This is a genomic window from Brevundimonas fluminis (assembly GCF_003934285.1).
GTDB classification, from domain to species: Bacteria; Pseudomonadota; Alphaproteobacteria; order Caulobacterales; family Caulobacteraceae; genus Brevundimonas; species Brevundimonas fluminis.
The window spans coordinates 513,911-529,303 of sequence record NZ_RQWJ01000004.1 but is presented as its reverse complement, the minus strand read 5'-3'; the positions used below and the strand labels follow the sequence as shown (position 1 = coordinate 529,303).

20 protein-coding genes and 1 tRNA gene are annotated in these 15,393 nt (G+C 69.1%); 19 read left to right on the top strand and 2 right to left on the bottom strand.

The annotated features are described in order from the left end of the window. Positions 1-172: 172 nt before the first annotated feature. The 5 genes from EFJ44_RS11650 to EFJ44_RS11630 all read left to right on the top strand — a co-directional run bounded on the left by EFJ44_RS11650 (position 173) and on the right by EFJ44_RS11630 (position 4,187). Positions 173-1,054: an SPFH domain-containing protein gene (locus EFJ44_RS11650; protein ID WP_125257364.1), complete on the top strand. Its 882-nt coding sequence runs from the start codon at positions 173-175 to the stop codon at positions 1,052-1,054. Then, a complete protein-coding gene (locus EFJ44_RS11645) occupies positions 1,054-1,248 on the top strand; it encodes a type II toxin-antitoxin system antitoxin (protein WP_125257363.1) in 195 nt (64 codons plus the stop codon). The genes EFJ44_RS11650 and EFJ44_RS11645 overlap by 1 nt, the downstream gene beginning before the upstream one ends. Positions 1,249-1,278: 30 nt before the next feature. Further along, positions 1,279-2,622, top strand: coding sequence for a glycosyltransferase (locus EFJ44_RS11640; RefSeq protein WP_241209777.1), 1,344 nt, complete (start codon positions 1,279-1,281; stop codon positions 2,620-2,622). 8 nt (positions 2,623-2,630) lie between these two features. Beyond that, positions 2,631-3,134: a SixA phosphatase family protein gene (locus tag EFJ44_RS11635; protein ID WP_241209776.1), complete on the top strand. Its 504-nt coding sequence runs from the start codon at positions 2,631-2,633 to the stop codon at positions 3,132-3,134. 66 nt (positions 3,135-3,200) lie between these two features. Further along, positions 3,201-4,187, top strand: a complete 987-nt coding sequence (locus EFJ44_RS11630) for an SDR family oxidoreductase (RefSeq protein WP_125257361.1) — start codon at positions 3,201-3,203, stop codon at positions 4,185-4,187. Positions 4,188-4,230: 43 nt separating this feature from the next. Here the strand turns inward: EFJ44_RS11630 and EFJ44_RS11625 are convergent. Together EFJ44_RS11625 and EFJ44_RS11620 are read right to left on the bottom strand one after the other, a co-directional pair. Continuing rightward, a tRNA-Asp gene (locus tag EFJ44_RS11625) sits at positions 4,231-4,307 on the bottom strand. Positions 4,308-4,404: 97 nt separating this feature from the next. Continuing rightward, on the bottom strand, positions 4,405-6,009 hold the full coding sequence (locus EFJ44_RS11620) for an AbgT family transporter (protein ID WP_125257360.1): 1,605 nt from the start codon (positions 6,007-6,009) through the stop codon (positions 4,405-4,407). Between the two features lie 189 nt (positions 6,010-6,198). On the opposite strand from EFJ44_RS11620, the gene EFJ44_RS11615 reads away from it, so the two are divergent. From EFJ44_RS11615 to nuoG, 14 genes are all read left to right on the top strand, one after another. Further along, entirely contained in the window at positions 6,199-6,576 is a 378-nt protein-coding gene (locus tag EFJ44_RS11615) for an NADH-quinone oxidoreductase subunit A (protein WP_125257359.1), read from the top strand. Next, a complete protein-coding gene (locus tag EFJ44_RS11610; protein ID WP_164511904.1) occupies positions 6,546-7,157 on the top strand; it encodes a NuoB/complex I 20 kDa subunit family protein in 612 nt (203 codons plus the stop codon). Before EFJ44_RS11615 ends, EFJ44_RS11610 begins: the two co-directional genes overlap by 31 nt. Beyond that, positions 7,154-7,777, top strand: coding sequence for an NADH-quinone oxidoreductase subunit C (locus EFJ44_RS11605; protein ID WP_125257357.1), 624 nt, complete (start codon positions 7,154-7,156; stop codon positions 7,775-7,777). The genes EFJ44_RS11610 and EFJ44_RS11605 overlap by 4 nt, the downstream gene beginning before the upstream one ends. Positions 7,778-7,881: 104 nt before the next feature. Continuing rightward, positions 7,882-9,060, top strand: coding sequence for an NADH-quinone oxidoreductase subunit D (locus tag EFJ44_RS11600; RefSeq protein ID WP_125257478.1), 1,179 nt, complete (start codon positions 7,882-7,884; stop codon positions 9,058-9,060). After that, positions 9,060-9,416, top strand: a complete 357-nt coding sequence (locus EFJ44_RS11595) for a nuclear transport factor 2 family protein (RefSeq protein WP_125257356.1) — start codon at positions 9,060-9,062, stop codon at positions 9,414-9,416. The genes EFJ44_RS11600 and EFJ44_RS11595 overlap by 1 nt, the downstream gene beginning before the upstream one ends. After that, positions 9,413-9,814: a hypothetical protein gene (locus EFJ44_RS11590; protein WP_125257355.1), complete on the top strand. Its 402-nt coding sequence runs from the start codon at positions 9,413-9,415 to the stop codon at positions 9,812-9,814. Before EFJ44_RS11595 ends, EFJ44_RS11590 begins: the two co-directional genes overlap by 4 nt. Next, positions 9,811-10,191 carry a nuclear transport factor 2 family protein gene (locus tag EFJ44_RS11585; RefSeq protein WP_125257354.1) on the top strand — a complete coding sequence of 127 codons (381 nt, stop codon included), beginning with the start codon at positions 9,811-9,813 and terminating at the stop codon, positions 10,189-10,191. Before EFJ44_RS11590 ends, EFJ44_RS11585 begins: the two co-directional genes overlap by 4 nt. After that, on the top strand, positions 10,188-10,376 hold the full coding sequence (locus EFJ44_RS11580; RefSeq protein ID WP_125257353.1) for an exonuclease/endonuclease/phosphatase family protein: 189 nt from the start codon (positions 10,188-10,190) through the stop codon (positions 10,374-10,376). The genes EFJ44_RS11585 and EFJ44_RS11580 overlap by 4 nt, the downstream gene beginning before the upstream one ends. Beyond that, complete coding sequence (gene nuoE, locus EFJ44_RS11575) at positions 10,376-11,038, top strand: NADH-quinone oxidoreductase subunit NuoE (RefSeq protein WP_125257352.1); 663 nt, start codon at positions 10,376-10,378, stop codon at positions 11,036-11,038. The genes EFJ44_RS11580 and nuoE overlap by 1 nt, the downstream gene beginning before the upstream one ends. Further along, the gene (locus EFJ44_RS11570; protein WP_125257351.1) at positions 11,035-11,301 is read left to right on the top strand and encodes a hypothetical protein; all 267 of its coding nucleotides are present in this window, start codon (positions 11,035-11,037) and stop codon (positions 11,299-11,301) included. The genes nuoE and EFJ44_RS11570 overlap by 4 nt, the downstream gene beginning before the upstream one ends. Continuing rightward, complete coding sequence (locus tag EFJ44_RS11565; protein ID WP_125257350.1) at positions 11,301-11,531, top strand: hypothetical protein; 231 nt, start codon at positions 11,301-11,303, stop codon at positions 11,529-11,531. Before EFJ44_RS11570 ends, EFJ44_RS11565 begins: the two co-directional genes overlap by 1 nt. 2 nt (positions 11,532-11,533) lie before the next feature. After that, complete coding sequence (gene nuoF / locus EFJ44_RS11560) at positions 11,534-12,850, top strand: NADH-quinone oxidoreductase subunit NuoF (RefSeq protein ID WP_125257349.1); 1,317 nt, start codon at positions 11,534-11,536, stop codon at positions 12,848-12,850. Next, positions 12,850-13,341 carry a hypothetical protein gene (locus tag EFJ44_RS11555; RefSeq protein WP_125257348.1) on the top strand — a complete coding sequence of 164 codons (492 nt, stop codon included), beginning with the start codon at positions 12,850-12,852 and terminating at the stop codon, positions 13,339-13,341. Before nuoF ends, EFJ44_RS11555 begins: the two co-directional genes overlap by 1 nt. Then, positions 13,341-15,389 (top strand): NADH-quinone oxidoreductase subunit NuoG, encoded by a 2,049-nt coding sequence (nuoG, locus tag EFJ44_RS11550; RefSeq protein ID WP_125257347.1) that lies wholly within the window; start codon positions 13,341-13,343, stop codon positions 15,387-15,389. The genes EFJ44_RS11555 and nuoG overlap by 1 nt, the downstream gene beginning before the upstream one ends. Positions 15,390-15,393 lie beyond the last annotated feature (4 nt).

Here is a 15,393-nt window from a genome sequence, read left to right as displayed (position 1 = left end):
ATCACCCCTCGACGGCGCACGAGACGAATTTGGGGGCCGTTTAGCAGCCCCGTCGGACGTTTGTCCCAAGTTTCCCGAATTTGAGGCGAATGCAAGGCCGCACGCCCGGATCCGGCCTTGCATGTGGCGATCACAAAGTGATATCACTTCGACATCGACACAGGGGGTTTTCATGACGGAAAAGAGAGAACGATCCACCGAGCGGGCGGCCAGGGCCGCGGGCGGCATACCGATCCTGCTGGTTTCGCTGGCGATGGTGATCGGCGGCCCGGTGCTGGTGGCCCAGAATCCCGACGCCTGGCCGTTCCTGGCCGGCGGCGCCGGACTGGCCGTCGTCGGCCTGTTCCTGATGTGCGGCTTCTACGCCCTGCAGCCCAACGAGGCGGCCGCCATCCTGCTGTTCGGCGACTATCGAGGCACCGACCGGACGACCGGTCTGCGCTGGGTGCTGCCCTGGTACACGCGCAAGAAGATCAGCCTCCGGGCCCGCAACCTGACCAGCGACAAGCTGAAGGTGAACGACAAGCGCGGCAATCCGATCGAGATCGCCGCCAACGTGGTCTGGCGCGTCGAGGACTCGGCACAGGCGCTGTTCGACGTCGACGACTACCAGGCCTTCGTGAACATCCAGGTCGACACGGGCCTGCGCGACCTGACCTCGCACTACGCCTACGACCACGGCGAGGAGCACGAATTGACCCTGCGGGCCGACGCCGAGGACGTGGCGGATCGGCTGCGTCAGGAGCTGGCTTCCCGCGTGGCGGTCGCCGGCGTCGTCGTCGACGAGGCGCGGCTGGCGCACCTTGCCTATGCTCCGGAAATCGCCCAGGCGATGCTGAAGCGTCAGCAGGCCGAGGCCGTGCTGGCCGCCCGTCGCCTCATCGTGAAGGGCGCCGTGGGCATGGTCGAGAACGCCCTGACCGATCTGGGCGAACGCGGGGTGGTCGATCTGGACGAGGACCGCAAGGCGGCGATGGTCTCGAACCTGCTCGTCGTGCTGTGCGCGGACCGCGAGGCACAGCCCGTGGTCAACACCGGCACCCTCTACGGCTGATGGCGGGCAAGGCGAAGAAAGCCTTCCTGCTGCGGGCCTCGCCCGAGGTGATGGCGGCGGTCGAGCGATTGGCCGCCGCCGAGCTGCGCTCGGTGAACGCCCAGGTCGAGATGCTGCTGCGCGAGGCCCTGTCCCGACGCGGCCGGGCCGTTCCGGAATCCCGTCCGTCGGGCGGCGGCGTCGACGACGCTTGAGCTTGATCGCGGGCGGCGCTACGGCGCGGCATGGTCAAGTCGCACATGTCGAGGGTCCGCAAGGCCCGGCGCATCCAGAAGAAGGTCCGCAAGGGCCGCATCGGCGTGAGCGCGGCCGAGCGCGAACTGGTCAGCCTGGCCGGGCTTGAGGTGCAGGAAGGCGAGCTCCGCCTCTTTCCCGGCTGGGACGAGGAGGTCTCGGACACCCTGCGCGCCGCCCGGGCGGCGTCGGAGGATCCGAGGCCCCGCATGGTGGACACCACCATGCTGTATGCGCCGAAGTCGGGCGGGGTGAAGCGGTATCTTCTGTCCAAGAAGGCCTGGCTTGAGGCCCATCGTCCGGAGGTCGCCCACACCCTGGTCGTGCCGGGTCCGCACCATAAGGCGGGCGAGGACGGCATCGTGCACCTGCACGCGACCAAGCTGCCGTTCGGCGACGGCTACCGCTGGCCGCAGTCGGTGCGCCGCTGGGCCGCGTGGGTCGCCTCTCTGGAGCCCGACCTGATCGAGGCGGGCGACCCCTACACGCCCGGCCAGGGCGCCCTGGAGGCCGGGCAGCGGGTCGGATGCCCCGTCGTGGGCTTCTGCCACTCCGATCCGGCGGGCCTGGCCGCCCTGCATTTCGGAGAATGGGCCAAGAAGCCGGTCGAGAAACGCTGGGCCCAGCTGTTCGGCCAGTTCGACCGCGTCGTCTCGCCGAGCCGCTACATCGCGCGGCGGCTTGAAGAGGCCGGCATCCGCGACATCGTCATCCAGCCGCTTGGCGTGGAGGTCGAGACCTTCCGCCCCGACCGGCGCGACCGCGACTGGCTGCTCAAGCGGCTGGGCCTGCCCGCGTCGGCGCGGCTGCTGTGCTTCGCCGGCCGTCCGGCCCGCGAAAAGAACATCGACGTGCTGATCGAGGCGGTCCAGAAGCTGGGCGATCCCTATCATCTGGTCCTGGTGGGCGCCGGGCAGGGACTTCCGCATGAAGACCGCGTGATTTCCATGCCTTATGAGGCGAACCCGAAGACGGTGGCGAAGATCATCGCCAGCTGCGACGCCTTCGTGCACGCCAACGACAAGGAGCCCTTCGGCCTGATCGTGCTGGAGGCCATGGCCTGTGGTCGGCCGGTCGTCGGCATCAATGCCGGCGGGGTGAAGGAGACGGTCGATCCGACCGTGGGTCAGCTGGCCGACCGGGCCGATCCCGCGGCCTATGCGGCGGCGGTCGAGGCCCTTTTCGCGCGCGACGTCGAGGCGGTCGGCGCCGCGGCGCGGGCCAAGGCGGTGGACCGCTTCGCCTGGGATCGGGTGTTCGAAAGCCTGTGCGAGACCTATGCTGACGTCAGCGGCAAGGCCGAGTTCCGGTCGGCTCGGGGAGGGGACGGATGAGTGCGTTGATGAGGGCCGCGCTGGCGGCCGGGCTCTGGGCTCTGGCTTCCGCGGCCTCGGCCCAGACCGTGGTTCTGGTTCGGCATGCGGAGAAGGCGGACGCCTCGCGCGATCCGGTGCTGTCGGAGGCGGGGACGCAGCGGGCTCAGGCGCTGGCGGCGATCTTCGGACGGGAGGGACCTGATCTGGTGCTGGTCAGCCCGCTGCAGCGCACCGGACTGACGGCGGCCCCGACGGTCGCCGAGTTCGGCGCCCCGGTGCGGGCGTTCGCCCTGGACGCGGGAGTCGAGGCGCACGTCGGCGCGATCGTGGCCGAGATCGCTGCCCAGCCTGAGGACGCCGTGATCCTGGTGGTCGGCCACAGCAACACCGTTCCGCTGATCGCCCGGGCGCTGGGCGTCGATTCCGACGACATGCCCGAGTGCGAGTATGACCGCCTGACCCGCGTCGACCTGAGGTCCTTCGTCCCGCATGCCGCAGTGAGCCGCTACGGCGCGGCCTCGACCTGCTGAGCTGAGCCGTTCGGAACGGGCTCCGCGCCCGGCGCATTGCCCCTGCGAAGACCGCAGGAGGCAGACATGGACGACCGCTTCGATCCCCGCGCCGAAAAGGTGGCGGACCACGAGCGCGAGGTGCAGGCGCGCATCGACGCCAAGGACGCGAAATCGGGCGACGGGGTCGACGACGGCGCGGTGCAGGCGGGCGCCCGCCGCTATCCGGAGCCGCCGTTCCCGAAGCAGCACCAGACCAAGCCGGGCGACGAGGCCGCGCTGGATCCGGCGCCGATGTACGACGCGCCGTTCTGGCAGGGCTCGGGCAAGCTGGCGGGCTTCGCGGCGCTGGTGACCGGGGGCGACTCCGGCATCGGCCGGGCCGTGGCCGTCCTGTTCGCGCGCGAGGGCGCCGACGTCGCCATCTGCCACTTGGACGAGGAGCGCGACGCCGAAGACGCGAAGGCTGCGGTCGAGGCCGAGGGACGCAGGGCGATCGTGCTGAAGGGCGACGTCGCCGATCCCGAGTTCGCCAGGGCGGCGGTGAAGGCGACGCTGGACGCCTTCGGCCGGCTGGACGTGGTGGTGCCCAACGCCGCCTTCCAGGAGCATGTGCAGGCCTTCGAGGATCTGAAGTTCGACCACTTCGACCGGACGCTGAAGACCAACCTCTACGGCTACTTCAACATCTGTCAGGCGGCCGTGCCGCACATGCAGGCCGGCGGGTCGATCGTCATGACCGGGTCGGTGACCGGGATCATGGGCAACAAGGACCTGCTGGACTATTCGCTGACCAAGGGCGGCATTCACGCCTTCGCCCGGTCGCTGGGCACGCATCTGGCGCCCAGGGGCATCCGCGTGAACGTGGTGGCGCCGGGGCCGGTCTGGACCCCGCTGAACCCGGCGGACAAGGACGCGGAGAAGACGTCGAAGTTCGGCTCCGACACCGTGATGAAGCGCCCGGCCCAGCCGGAGGAGATCGCGCCCGCCTTCGTCTTCCTGGCGTCGCCGCAGATGTCCAGCTACATCACCGGCGAGGTGCTGCCGATAATCGGCGGCTACTCGGGCGGGTGATGAAGGGGGGATGGGCGGTGGCCATTCCGACGTCCGTCAGGAATGGCGCGAGTGACGGGGCTCGAACCCGCGACCTCCGGCGTGACAGGCCGGCACTCTAACCAACTGAGCTACACCCGCACATCCCGGCCGAAGCGCTGGTGCGCCGCGGCGAGGGGCGTCGTTTAGGCGGGGGCCGCGCGCCCGTCAAGCGCGGCCCCGACGCTTTTTTCGTCGGCTATCGGGCGGCCGCCTGGGGCCCGGTCGTTTCGCCGGCGATGCCCCCCTCGACGGGGGGCTGGGCGGCCACCGCGGGCGGCGGCGGCTCGTAGTGAACGCCCACGCCCGGGCCCAGAGGAAGATCCAGCGCCACCCACATCGCCACCATGACCAGACCCGAGATCAGGAACACGCCCGCATAGGGCAGCATGGTCGACATGAGACTGCCCAGGCCGAACTTCGGATCCCAACGCTGGGCGAAGGTCAGGATGAGCGGGAAGTAGCTCATCAGCGGGGTCGCGATGTTCGTCACCGAATCGCCCATGCGGTAGGCGGCGGTGGTCATCTCCGGACTGATCCCCAGCAGCATGAACATGGGCACCACGATGGGCGCCAGCGCCGACCATTTGGCCGAAGCCGAGCCGATGAACAGGTCGAAGAAGCAGGACACGAGCACGACCGCGATCAGCAGCAACGGCGCGGGCAGGGCGATGGTCTTCAGATACTCCGCCCCGCTGACGGCGAGGATCGGTCCCAGCCCGGACCAGTTGAACATGGCCACGAAGTGCGCGGCGAAGAAGGCCAGCACGACGTAGGGCGCCATCTGGGCGATGCCGTCGCGCATCATGACGACCAGGTCGCGGTGGCTCTTCACCGAGCCCGCGCCGACGCCGTAGGCCGCCCCGGCGAGAAAGAACAGGATGGCGAAGAAGGCGACCAGCGACTGGTACAGCGGGTTGAACCGCTGGTTCGGCTCCGCCTCGGCGTCGATGAAGGGCGAACCGGGCAAGGCGACGATCAGGGCCCACAGGGCGATCATGGCCAGAAGAGTCAGGCCCGCGAAGGCCAGACCCCGCTTCTCGGCCGAGGTCAGCGGCGTCTTCTCGTCGGCCTTGGGCCCCTCGATGTTCAGAGGCGCGCGGGTCTTCAGCCGGGGTTCGATGACCACGTCGGTCAGGAACCAGATGATCGGCGTGAACACCACGACCATGCCGATGGAGAAGAACCAGTTGCCGGCGATGGTGACGCTGTAGCTGGGGTCGATCAGCTGCGCGGCCGGCTCCGTGATGCCCAGGATCAGGGCGTCCGAGGCGCCCGGGAACAGGTTGCCGGCGAAGCCGCCGGACACCGCCGCGAAGCCCGCGGCCAGACCCGCCAGCGGATGGCGTCCCGCCGCGGCGAAGATCACCGCGGCCAGCGGAATGACCACGACGTACGACGCGTCCGACGCATGGTGAGAGACCATCCCGGTCACCGCCACGGCCGGCGTCAGGATGTAGCGGGGCGCGTTCAGGAGCATGCCCCGGAAGGCGGTGGTGAACAGGCCCGCCCGCTCGGCCACCGCCGCGCCGTAGACGACGGTCAGCACGATCCCCAGCGGGGGGAACGCGGCCAGGGTCTTCGGCATGTCGATGAAGAGCTTCTCCAGATTCGCCGGGGCCAGCAGGCTCTGGGCCTGCAGCACGTCGCCCGTGACCGGGTTGACGCTTTGCCAGCCGAGCCCCGCGCCCACCATGCTCAGGACGATGAGGGCGAGGATGAACCACAAGAACAGGAAGACCGGGTCGGGCAGCTTGTTGCCGACCCTTTCCACGGCGTCGAGGACGCGGGCGCCGAGCTTCATCGAGGGACTCCGGATGTGACAGGATCGCGCAGGGGAGACGGTCGCGGTCGATCACGCAATGCGACATCTCGTAACCTGCGAACGACTCGCAGAAAATCCCCTCCTCACGGGGTTTGAACGCGAGGGGGAGTGCGTCTAGAAAGCCGCGATTCCGCCCGGCTCCTCGCGGGCGACCGAGGTCCTCTCTCGATGAATGAATTCCTTCTGGAATACCTGCCGGCCGTCATCTTCCTGGCGCTCGGCGGCGTGATCGGCATCCTGTTCACGGTGGCTGCCCTGGTGGTCGCGCCGAAGAACCCGGACAGCGAGAAGCTGGCGGCGTACGAATGCGGTTTCAACGCCTTCGACGACGCGCGCATGAAGTTCGACGTGCGCTTCTATCTGGTGTCGATCCTGTTCATCATCTTCGACCTCGAGGTCGCCTTCCTGTTTCCGTGGGCCGTGTCCCTGTTCGATCTGTCGAAGGGCGGCATGATCTTCGCCTTCTGGTCGATGATGGTGTTTCTGGGGGTGCTGACCGTCGGCTTCATCTACGAGTGGAAGAAGGGAGCCCTGGAATGGGAGTGATCGTTCCCGGCGCGACCCCGCCGGCCCCCTCCAGCCCCTACGGCCTGTCGGCCCGCTCGTCGGTCGAGGGCTATGATCCCGCGCTCCACGACAAGTTCTTCGAACAGGTCAACATGGAGCTGGGCGAGCGCGGCTTCCTGACCGCCTCGCTGGACGATGTCATCACCTGGGCCCGCACCGGCTCGCTGATGTGGATGACGTTCGGTCTGGCCTGCTGCGCCGTGGAGATGATCCAGGCGTCGATGCCGCGCTATGATCTGGAGCGCTTCGGCATGGCCCCGCGGGCCAGCCCGCGCCAGTCGGACCTGATGATCGTGGCCGGCACCCTGACCAACAAGATGGCCCCCGCCCTGCGCCGGGTCTACGACCAGATGCCGGACCCCCGCTACGTGCTGTCCATGGGCAGCTGCGCCAACGGCGGCGGATATTACCACTACAGCTATTCCGTCGTTCGCGGCTGCGACCGCGTGGTGCCGGTGGACGTCTACGTGCCGGGGTGCCCGCCGACGGCGGAGGCGCTGGTCTACGGCCTGCTGCAGCTGCAGAAGAAGATCCGCCGCACGGGGACCATCGACCGATGAGCGCGCTGGACGTGATCGCGGCGACGGAAGCCGCCCTGACGCCGCTGGGCGCCGAGATGGTGGCCGAGCTGGACGTGGCCGCCGAGGTCGCCTTCGGAGAGCTTACGCTGGTCGCCGAGCGGGAGAGGATCGTCCAGGTCCTGACCGACCTGCGCGACCGCTTCGGCTTCCAGCAGCTGCTGGACGTCTGCGGCGCCGACTACCCCGACCGCGAGGAGCGGTTCGAGGTGATCTACCACCTGCTGTCGATGACCAGGAACGTGCGCGTGCGGGTCAAGGTGGCGACCGACGAGGTCCAGCCGGTGCCCAGCGTGATCGAGGTATACCCGTCCGCCGGCTGGTTCGAGCGCGAGGCGTTCGACATGTACGGCATGCTGTTCTCGGGCCACCCCGACATGCGCCGCCTGCTGACCGACTATGGCTTCGAGGGGCATCCGCTGCGCAAGGACTTCCCCATGACCGGGCACGTCGAGGTGCGCTGGGACGAGGAGCAGCGCCGGGTGGTGTATGAGCCGGTCCGCCTGCAGCAGGAGTTCCGCAACTTCGACTTCCTGTCGCCCTGGGAGGGCGCGGAGTATCCGGCGCCGGTCCTGCCCGGCGACGAGAAGGTGAAGGGCTGATCATGGCCGACGGAACCCACACCCCGGCGCCCAAGCCGACCGCCGTCCTGGGCACGGACGTGTTCGACGATCCGAACGACGGCCGCACCGCGCACGCGCGCGAGATGGACGACCGCAAGTTCACCATCAACTTCGGCCCCCAGCACCCCGCCGCGCACGGCGTGCTGCGTCTGGTGCTGGAGCTGGACGGCGAGCTGGTCACCCGCGTCGACCCGCACATCGGCCTGCTGCACCGCGGCACCGAGAAGCTGATGGAGGCGCGCACCTATCTCCAGAACGTGCCGTATCTGGACCGGCTGGATTACGTCTCGCCGATGAATCAGGAGCACGCCTTCTGCCTTGCCATCGAGCGGCTGCTGGGCATCGAGGTTCCGTACCGCGCCCAGCTGATCCGGGTGCTGTACTCCGAGATCGGCCGCATCCTGTCGCACATGCTGAACGTGACGACCCAGGCGATGGACGTGGGCGCCCTGACGCCGCCGCTGTGGGGCTTCGAGCAGCGCGAGAAGCTGATGGTGTTCTACGAACGCGCCTCGGGCGCGCGCCTGCATGCCAACTACTTCCGCCCGGGCGGCGTTCACCAGGACCTGCCGGGCGAACTGATCGACGACATCGCCCGCTGGTGCCAGGAGTTCCCGGCGGCGATGAAGGACATCGACGCCCTCGTCACCGAGAACCGCATCTTCAAGCAGCGCAACGTCGACATCGGCGTGGTCTCGAAGCAGCAGGCCCTCGACTGGGGCTTCACCGGCGTGATGCTGCGCGGCTCGGACATCGCCTGGGACCTGCGCAAGAACCAGCCGTACGAGTGCTACGCCGAACTGGAGTTCGACATTCCCGTCGGCAAGAACGGCGACTGCTGGGACCGTTATCTGTGCCGCATGGAAGAGATGCGCCAGTCGGCGCGGATCATGGAGCAGTGCATCCACCGTCTGCGCAACTGCCCCGGCGCGCCGGTGATGATCGAGGACAACAAGATCGCCCCGCCGCGCCGCGGCGAGATGAAGCGGTCGATGGAAGCTCTGATCCATCACTTCAAACTGTACACCGAGGGCTTCCGCACCCCGGTGGGCGAGGTCTACGCCGCCGTCGAGGCGCCCAAGGGCGAGTTCGGCATCTATCTGGTCTCGGACGGCACCAACAAGCCGTACCGGGTCAAGATCTCGGCGCCCGGCTTCCGGCACCTGCAGGCGATGGACTGGATGAACCGCGGCCACATGCTGGCCGACGTGTCGGCCATCCTCGGCTCCCTGGACATCGTCTTCGGCGAGGTCGACCGCTGATGCTGTTCGACTGCGATCCGGTGGAAGTGGTGGAGCGCCAGTTGCAGGCCTTTCAGGCCGGCGACCTGAACGCGTTCGTCGCCATGTACGCCCCGGACGCGGTCGTTTCGAACTTTCCGGGCACGCCGGTGATGACCGGCCACGACGAGATGCGGGCGGGCTACGCCTCCAGCTTCGAGGACCGGCAGTTCACCCTGACCCTGGGCGAGCGGATCGCCAACGGCCAGTTCGTCATCGACGAGGAGGTCATCGCCGTCGGCGCCGCCGAGGTGATGCGCGCGGTGGTGATCTATCAGGTCGAGGGCTGCACCATCGCGCGGTCGTGGATTCTGCCTGACGCGGGGGAGGGGCAATGAGCGCCTTCGTCGTCGAGCCGGTGTTCACCCAGCTGCAGCTGCTGGCCTTCGCCGGGCTGCTGGCGTTCGGGCTGGCCATCGAGTTCGCCTTTTCGCCGCGCCGCCGCGAACGGCTGGGCGCCGGGGGCTTCCTCCTCGGAGCCGGCCTGATGCAGGCCCCGGCCGTCGCCGGCGTGACGCTGGTGCGCGGCGCGTACCGGCTGGGCTATCTCGAAGACGGTCGCGGCTTCCTCGAAGCCAACCTGCGCAGCATCCCGTGGATGATCGGCGCGATCGTCCTCGGTCGGCTGGCCGTGCGCCGCCTGCCGCCGTTTTCGTTCGCCACCGGCGCCCTGATCCGCGCCGACCGGGCGATCTGGTCCGAGCGTCTGGGTCGCTGGTTCGGGGGGCGCCGATGATCGCCGCCGCCCTGGTCTCCGCGCTGACCGTCTGCGAGCCGGGCGCCGTGACGCGCACGCCGGTCGAGGCGGTCGACGCCTTCGTGGCCGCCTACAACGCCCGCGACCTCGAGGCCGTGGGAGCCGTGCTGGCCCCGCAGGCCCGGGTGTTCGACGGTCAGGGCGACCTGACCGGGGCGCAGGTGATCGCCAACTACCGCACCCGCATCTTCGTCATCGAGCCTCCCTACGTCATGCGCCCGCTGCAGCGCCTGGCCGCCGGCGACATGGTGGCCCAGACCGAGGCCTACACGGGCGGCGAACTGGGCACCTTCGACGGCCTGACCGTCTATCGCGTCGAGGGCGGCTGCATCGTCGAGATGAGCGTGAACCGATGACCGATCGCGCGCTCACCGCATGGCTCTCGCAGGGGTGGGAGCTGGAAAACTATTCGGCCACGGCGCCCTATGGCGAGACCGTGCATCACTGCTTCCTGCTGCGCCGGCATGGCCAGAGGAAGATCGTCAGCATCAGGAAGAAGATGATGGGCAAGGGCGTCGTGGTCACGGAGATGGACGTCTGATGGGGGTGCGTCGTCTCGCCAAGGTCCAGCCGGAATCCTTCGCCTTTTCAGAGGAGACGAAGGAGAAGGCGTACTGGTGGATCAACAAGTATCCGGGCGACCGTCGGCAGTCGGCGGTGATCCCGATCCTTTGGCTGGTCCAGAAGCAGGACGGCTGGATCTCCGAGCCCGCGATGCGCGCCATCGCCGAGCTGCTGGGCATGCCGGTCATCCGCGTGCTGGAGGTCGCGACCTTCTACACCATGTTCATGCTGGAGCCGGTCGGGAAGACCGCCCTGATCCAGGTGTGCGGCACCACGCCGTGCATGCTGCGCGGCTCGGGCGATCTGATGAAGGTCTGCGAGAAGAAGATCGGCCCGAAGGACAAGCTGAGCGCCGACGGCCGCTTCACCTGGCAGGAGGTCGAGTGCCTGGGCGCCTGCGCCAACGCGCCGATGGCCCAGATCAACGACTACTACTTCGAAGACCTGACCGCGAAGGACATGGAGCGGATCATCGACGACTTCGCCGCCGGCAAGTCGCCGGAGCCGGGACCGCGCGTGGACCGCGTAAACTCGGCGCCCGAGGGCGGCGCGCTGACCCTGACCGATCCCGCGCTCTATGACGGCTCGGCCGCGAAGCCGATCAGGACGCTGCCGAACTCCCAGCCGGTGAAGGCATGACCAGGCCGGACTTCAGCACCGACGCGGGCGTGGCCGCCTATCGGGCCGAGCTGCGCGCCGTCGCGCGCAAGCCGCGCCTGATCGGCTTCGCCCTGGTCGTGCTGGGGGCGATCGCCGTCTACGCATCGCCGCAGGCCGGCGGCGCGGCGCAGGCGGTGCAGTGGATCGGCTATGCGGCCCTGGCCGGCGGCTGGGCGCTGATGCTGGCCGCCATCTTCATCCGCACCCGCCATCACCGCCGCCGCATGCGGGAGGAGGGGTGATGGCCGAACCGCAAAAGACCGAAGGCTGGCGCGTCATCATGTTGGTGGGCATCGGCGACGTCGTGCTTGGCGCCGGCCTTGCCCTGGGGGGGCACATGGGCTGGCTCGGACCGGATCTCGGCATCCTGGTCCCCGTCGGCGGACTGGTGGCGCTGGCGGGCGCAGGCATGGCCCTCTGGGCGAAGAACAAGATGAACGCGGCCGAGAGCCGCCGCGGGGACCTGAACTGACCATGGTCGGAATCCTGGAAGACAAGGATCGCATCTTCACCAACCTCTACGGGCTCCAGGACTGGACGCTCGAGGGGGCGAAGACGCGCGGCGCGTGGAACGCCACCAAGGACATGCTCGACCTCGGTCGGGACTGGATCATCGCCAACGTCAAGAATTCGGGCCTGCGCGGCCGCGGCGGGGCCGGATTCTCGACGGGGCTGAAGTGGTCCTTCATGCCCAAGGAAGTCCGCCCGGACCGGCCGCACTATCTGGTCGTCAACGCCGACGAGTCGGAACCCGGCACCGCCAAGGACCGGGAGATCATGCGCCACGATCCGCAGCTGCTGATCGAAGGCTGCCTGATCGCCAGCTTCGCCATGCAGGCGCACGCCTGCTACATCTATCTGCGCGGCGAATACGTCTTCGAGCGCGAGCGGATGGAGGCGGCGGTCGCCCAGGCCTATGAGGCCAGGCTGATCGGCAAGAACAACGTCCACGGCTGGGACTTCGACGTCTACATCCACCATGGCGCCGGCGCGTACATCTGCGGCGAGGAGACGGCCCTGCTGGAGTCGCTGGAGGGCAAGAAGGGCCAGCCGCGCCTGAAGCCGCCGTTCCCGGCCGGCGCCGGCCTGTACGGCTGCCCCACCACGGTGAACAACGTCGAGTCGATCGCGGTGGTCGGCACCATCCTGCGCCGCGGGGCGGACTGGTTCGCGGGCTTCGGCCGGCCGAACAACACCGGCACCAAGCTGATGACGATCTCGGGTCACGTGAACCGCCCGTGCAACGTCGAGGAGGCGATGTCGATTCCGCTGAAGCAGCTGCTGGAAGAGCACTGCGGCGGCGTGCGCGGCGGCTGGGACAACCTGAAGGCCGTGATTCCGGGCGGCTCGTCCGTTCCGCTGATCACCCGAGAGATGTCGGAAGTCGCCCTGATGGACTTCGACAGCCTGCGCGACATGCGCTCGGGCCTGGGCACGGCGGCGGTCATCGTCATGGACCAGTCGACCGATCTGGTGAAGGCGATCGCCCGCATCAGCTATTTCTACAAGCACGAGAGCTGCGGCCAGTGCACGCCGTGCCGCGAGGGCACCGGCTGGATGTGGCGCGTGCTGGAGCGGATGGCCGTGGGCGAGGCCGATCCGTCGGAGATCGACCTGCTGCTGGACGTCGCCGGTCAGGTCGAGGGCCACACCATCTGCGCCCTGGGCGACGCCGCGGCGTGGCCGGTGCAGGGCCTGATCCGTCACTTCCGCCACGAGATCGAGGACCGCATCTCGTCGTACCGGACACGCCGCGCGAACTTCGCCGGCCACGCCGTGGCGGCCGAATGATGCGCGCGCTTCCCCTCATCCTGCTGGCGTCGCTGACGCTGGCCGCCTGCGGGCGGGACGAGAAGGCCGAGGCGCCGCCGCCCTCGCCGCCGCCGCCGGCCAAGGACGGCACGGCGCCGGCGCCCGTGGCGCTCACCGAGGCGCGCCTTCGTCAAGTCTGCCGCGCCGGCGTCGCCGCGATCCATGGCCAGCAGATGGAGGCCGTGACCATCGCCGGCGTGCGCGACGGCATCGTCGACGCCACCTGGCGCGCCCCGGTCGACGGCGGCGAGCGCCGCGCCCAGTGCCGCGTGGACGGCGACATGATCATCTGGAAGCCGCTGGACCGCCCGGAAGAGGCGCAGAACCGCTGGATGAACCAGGCCGGGGATCCGCTGGTGCGCTTCGTCGTCACCGCGCGCGAGATCACCGTCACGACGACCCTGCCCGACGGCGCCGTCTCCGCCGAGACCTTCCCCGTCGCCGCCGAACCCGAAGAAGAGGCCGCCTGATGCCCGTCGCCAAGGTCAATGGCATCGAGACCGAGTTCGAGCCCGGCATGACCGTGCTCCAGGTCGCCGAGCGCGCGGGGCACGAGATCCCGCGCTTCTGCTACCATGAGCGGCTGTCGATCGCCGGCAACTGCCGCATGTGCCTGGTCGAGGTGAAGCCCGGACCGCCGAAGCCGCAGGCCTCGTGCGCCCTGCCGGCGGCCGAGGGACAGGAGATCTTCACCGACACGCCGATGGTGAAGAAGGCCCGCGAAGGGGTGATGGAGTTCCTGCTCATCAACCACCCGCTGGACTGCCCGATCTGCGACCAGGGCGGCGAATGCGACCTGCAGGACCAGGCCATGGGCTATGGCCGCGACGGCTCCCGCTACGCCGAGAACAAGCGGGCCGTCGAAGAGAAGTACATGGGCCCGACCATCAAGACCTTCATGACGCGGTGCATCCAGTGCACCCGCTGCGTGAGGTTCATCACCGAGGTGGCCGGCGTTCCCGACATCGGCATGATCTCGCGCGGCGAGGACGCCGAGATCACGACCTATCTGGAGAAGGCGGTCGACAGCGAGCTGTCGGGCAACGTCAACGACCTGTGCCCGGTCGGCGCCCTGACCCACCGGCCGTGGCAGTACCAGTATCGCCCGTGGGAACTGCGCAAGACCGAGACCGTCGACGTCATGGACGGCCTGGGCTCGGCCATCCGCATCGACGCCAAGGGCGCCGAGGTGATGCGCGCCCTGCCGCGGGTGCATGAAGGCATCAACGAGGAGTGGCTTTCGGACGCCTCGCGCTACGCCGTCGACGGGCTGAAGCACCGCCGGCTGGACCGTCCGTGGGTGCGTCGTGACGGCAAGCTGGTCGCCGCGACGTGGGACGAGGCGCTGGACGCCGCGGCCCAGGCGATCACGGCCGCCGCCGCGGAGCGTATCGGCGTGATCGCCGGCGACCTTCAGGACGCGGAGTCGATGAAGGCGGCGCTGGACCTGTTCCGCGCCCTGGGCTCAGCCAACACGGACTGCCGTCAGGACGGCTCGGCGCTGGGCCACGGTCCGCGCGAGGGCTGGCTGTTCAATTCGGGCATCGCCGGGATCGAGGCGGCCGACGCCGTGGTGCTGATCGGCACGGATCCGCGCGTCGAAGCGCCCATCCTGAACGCGCGGCTGCGCAAGTCGTGGCTGAACGGGTCTTCGCAGATCGCCGTGGTCGGCGAGACCGGCGACCTGACCTATGAGGTGGAGCGTCTCGGCGCCTCGGCGGCGACGCTGGCGAAACTGCCCAGGGCGGCGACGGACGCCCTGTCGAAGGCGGAACGTCCGGCCTTCGTGATCGGCGCGGGCGCTCTGGCGGGCGAGCAGGGGCCGGCGGTGCTGAACGCGCTCGGCGCGCTGGCGAAGAAGCTGGGCGTCGTGAAGGACGGCTGGAACGGCTTCAACGTCCTGCACCACGCCGCCGCGCGCGTGGGCGGCCTCGACATGGGCTTCGTGCCCGGTCAGGGCGGCCTGTCGGCGACCGACATGGTCAAGAAGGGCGCGCTGGACGTGCTCTTCCTGCTGGGCGCCGACGAGATCGACGCCTCCGCGACCGATGCCTTCAAGATCTATCTGGGCAGCCACGGGGACCGCGGCGCGCACGGCGCCGACGTGATCCTGCCGGGCGCGGCCTTCACCGAGAAGTCGGGCCTCTACGTCAACACCGAGGGTCGGGTCCAGATCGCCGAGCGCGCGGTCTTCCCGAAGGGCGAGGCCAAGGAGGACTGGGCCATCCTGCGCGCCCTGTCGGAGCGCGTGGGCCAGACCCTGCCGTACGACAGCCTGACGCAGCTGCGCGACAAGCTGATCGCCGAGCGTCCGACCTTCGGTCAGATCGGCTGGCGCCCGACGCCGGCGCCGTTCGATCCGTCGGCGCTGGGCAAGAAGGGCGAGCTGTCGGCCGCGCCCCTGCGCTCGCTGGTGCGCGACCCCTACCTGGCCAATCCCATCGGCCGCGCCAGCCCGACCATGGCCGATCTGTCCGACCGCCGGGTCGGCGGCAAGCTGGCCCTGGCGGCGGAGTGAGAGC

Coding starts and splice junctions, on each gene's coding strand:
- EFJ44_RS11570 (WP_125257351.1), top strand. CDS start 11,035: ATGACCAGGCCGGACTTCAGCACCGACGCGGGCGTGGCCGCCTATCGG.
- EFJ44_RS11635 (WP_241209776.1), top strand. CDS start 2,631: ATGAGGGCCGCGCTGGCGGCCGGGCTCTGGGCTCTGGCTTCCGCGGCC.
- EFJ44_RS11640 (WP_241209777.1), top strand. CDS start 1,279: ATGGTCAAGTCGCACATGTCGAGGGTCCGCAAGGCCCGGCGCATCCAG.
- EFJ44_RS11645 (WP_125257363.1), top strand. CDS start 1,054: ATGGCGGGCAAGGCGAAGAAAGCCTTCCTGCTGCGGGCCTCGCCCGAG.
- EFJ44_RS11605 (WP_125257357.1), top strand. CDS start 7,154: ATGAGCGCGCTGGACGTGATCGCGGCGACGGAAGCCGCCCTGACGCCG.
- EFJ44_RS11650 (WP_125257364.1), top strand. CDS start 173: ATGACGGAAAAGAGAGAACGATCCACCGAGCGGGCGGCCAGGGCCGCG.
- EFJ44_RS11630 (WP_125257361.1), top strand. CDS start 3,201: ATGGACGACCGCTTCGATCCCCGCGCCGAAAAGGTGGCGGACCACGAG.
- EFJ44_RS11580 (WP_125257353.1), top strand. CDS start 10,188: ATGACCGATCGCGCGCTCACCGCATGGCTCTCGCAGGGGTGGGAGCTG.
- nuoE (WP_125257352.1), top strand. CDS start 10,376: ATGGGGGTGCGTCGTCTCGCCAAGGTCCAGCCGGAATCCTTCGCCTTT.
- EFJ44_RS11615 (WP_125257359.1), top strand. CDS start 6,199: ATGAATGAATTCCTTCTGGAATACCTGCCGGCCGTCATCTTCCTGGCG.
- EFJ44_RS11590 (WP_125257355.1), top strand. CDS start 9,413: ATGAGCGCCTTCGTCGTCGAGCCGGTGTTCACCCAGCTGCAGCTGCTG.
- EFJ44_RS11600 (WP_125257478.1), top strand. CDS start 7,882: ATGGACGACCGCAAGTTCACCATCAACTTCGGCCCCCAGCACCCCGCC.
- EFJ44_RS11555 (WP_125257348.1), top strand. CDS start 12,850: ATGCGCGCGCTTCCCCTCATCCTGCTGGCGTCGCTGACGCTGGCCGCC.
- EFJ44_RS11620 (WP_125257360.1), bottom strand. CDS start 6,009: ATGAAGCTCGGCGCCCGCGTCCTCGACGCCGTGGAAAGGGTCGGCAAC.
- EFJ44_RS11595 (WP_125257356.1), top strand. CDS start 9,060: ATGCTGTTCGACTGCGATCCGGTGGAAGTGGTGGAGCGCCAGTTGCAG.
- EFJ44_RS11565 (WP_125257350.1), top strand. CDS start 11,301: ATGGCCGAACCGCAAAAGACCGAAGGCTGGCGCGTCATCATGTTGGTG.
- EFJ44_RS11585 (WP_125257354.1), top strand. CDS start 9,811: ATGATCGCCGCCGCCCTGGTCTCCGCGCTGACCGTCTGCGAGCCGGGC.
- nuoF (WP_125257349.1), top strand. CDS start 11,534: ATGGTCGGAATCCTGGAAGACAAGGATCGCATCTTCACCAACCTCTAC.
- nuoG (WP_125257347.1), top strand. CDS start 13,341: ATGCCCGTCGCCAAGGTCAATGGCATCGAGACCGAGTTCGAGCCCGGC.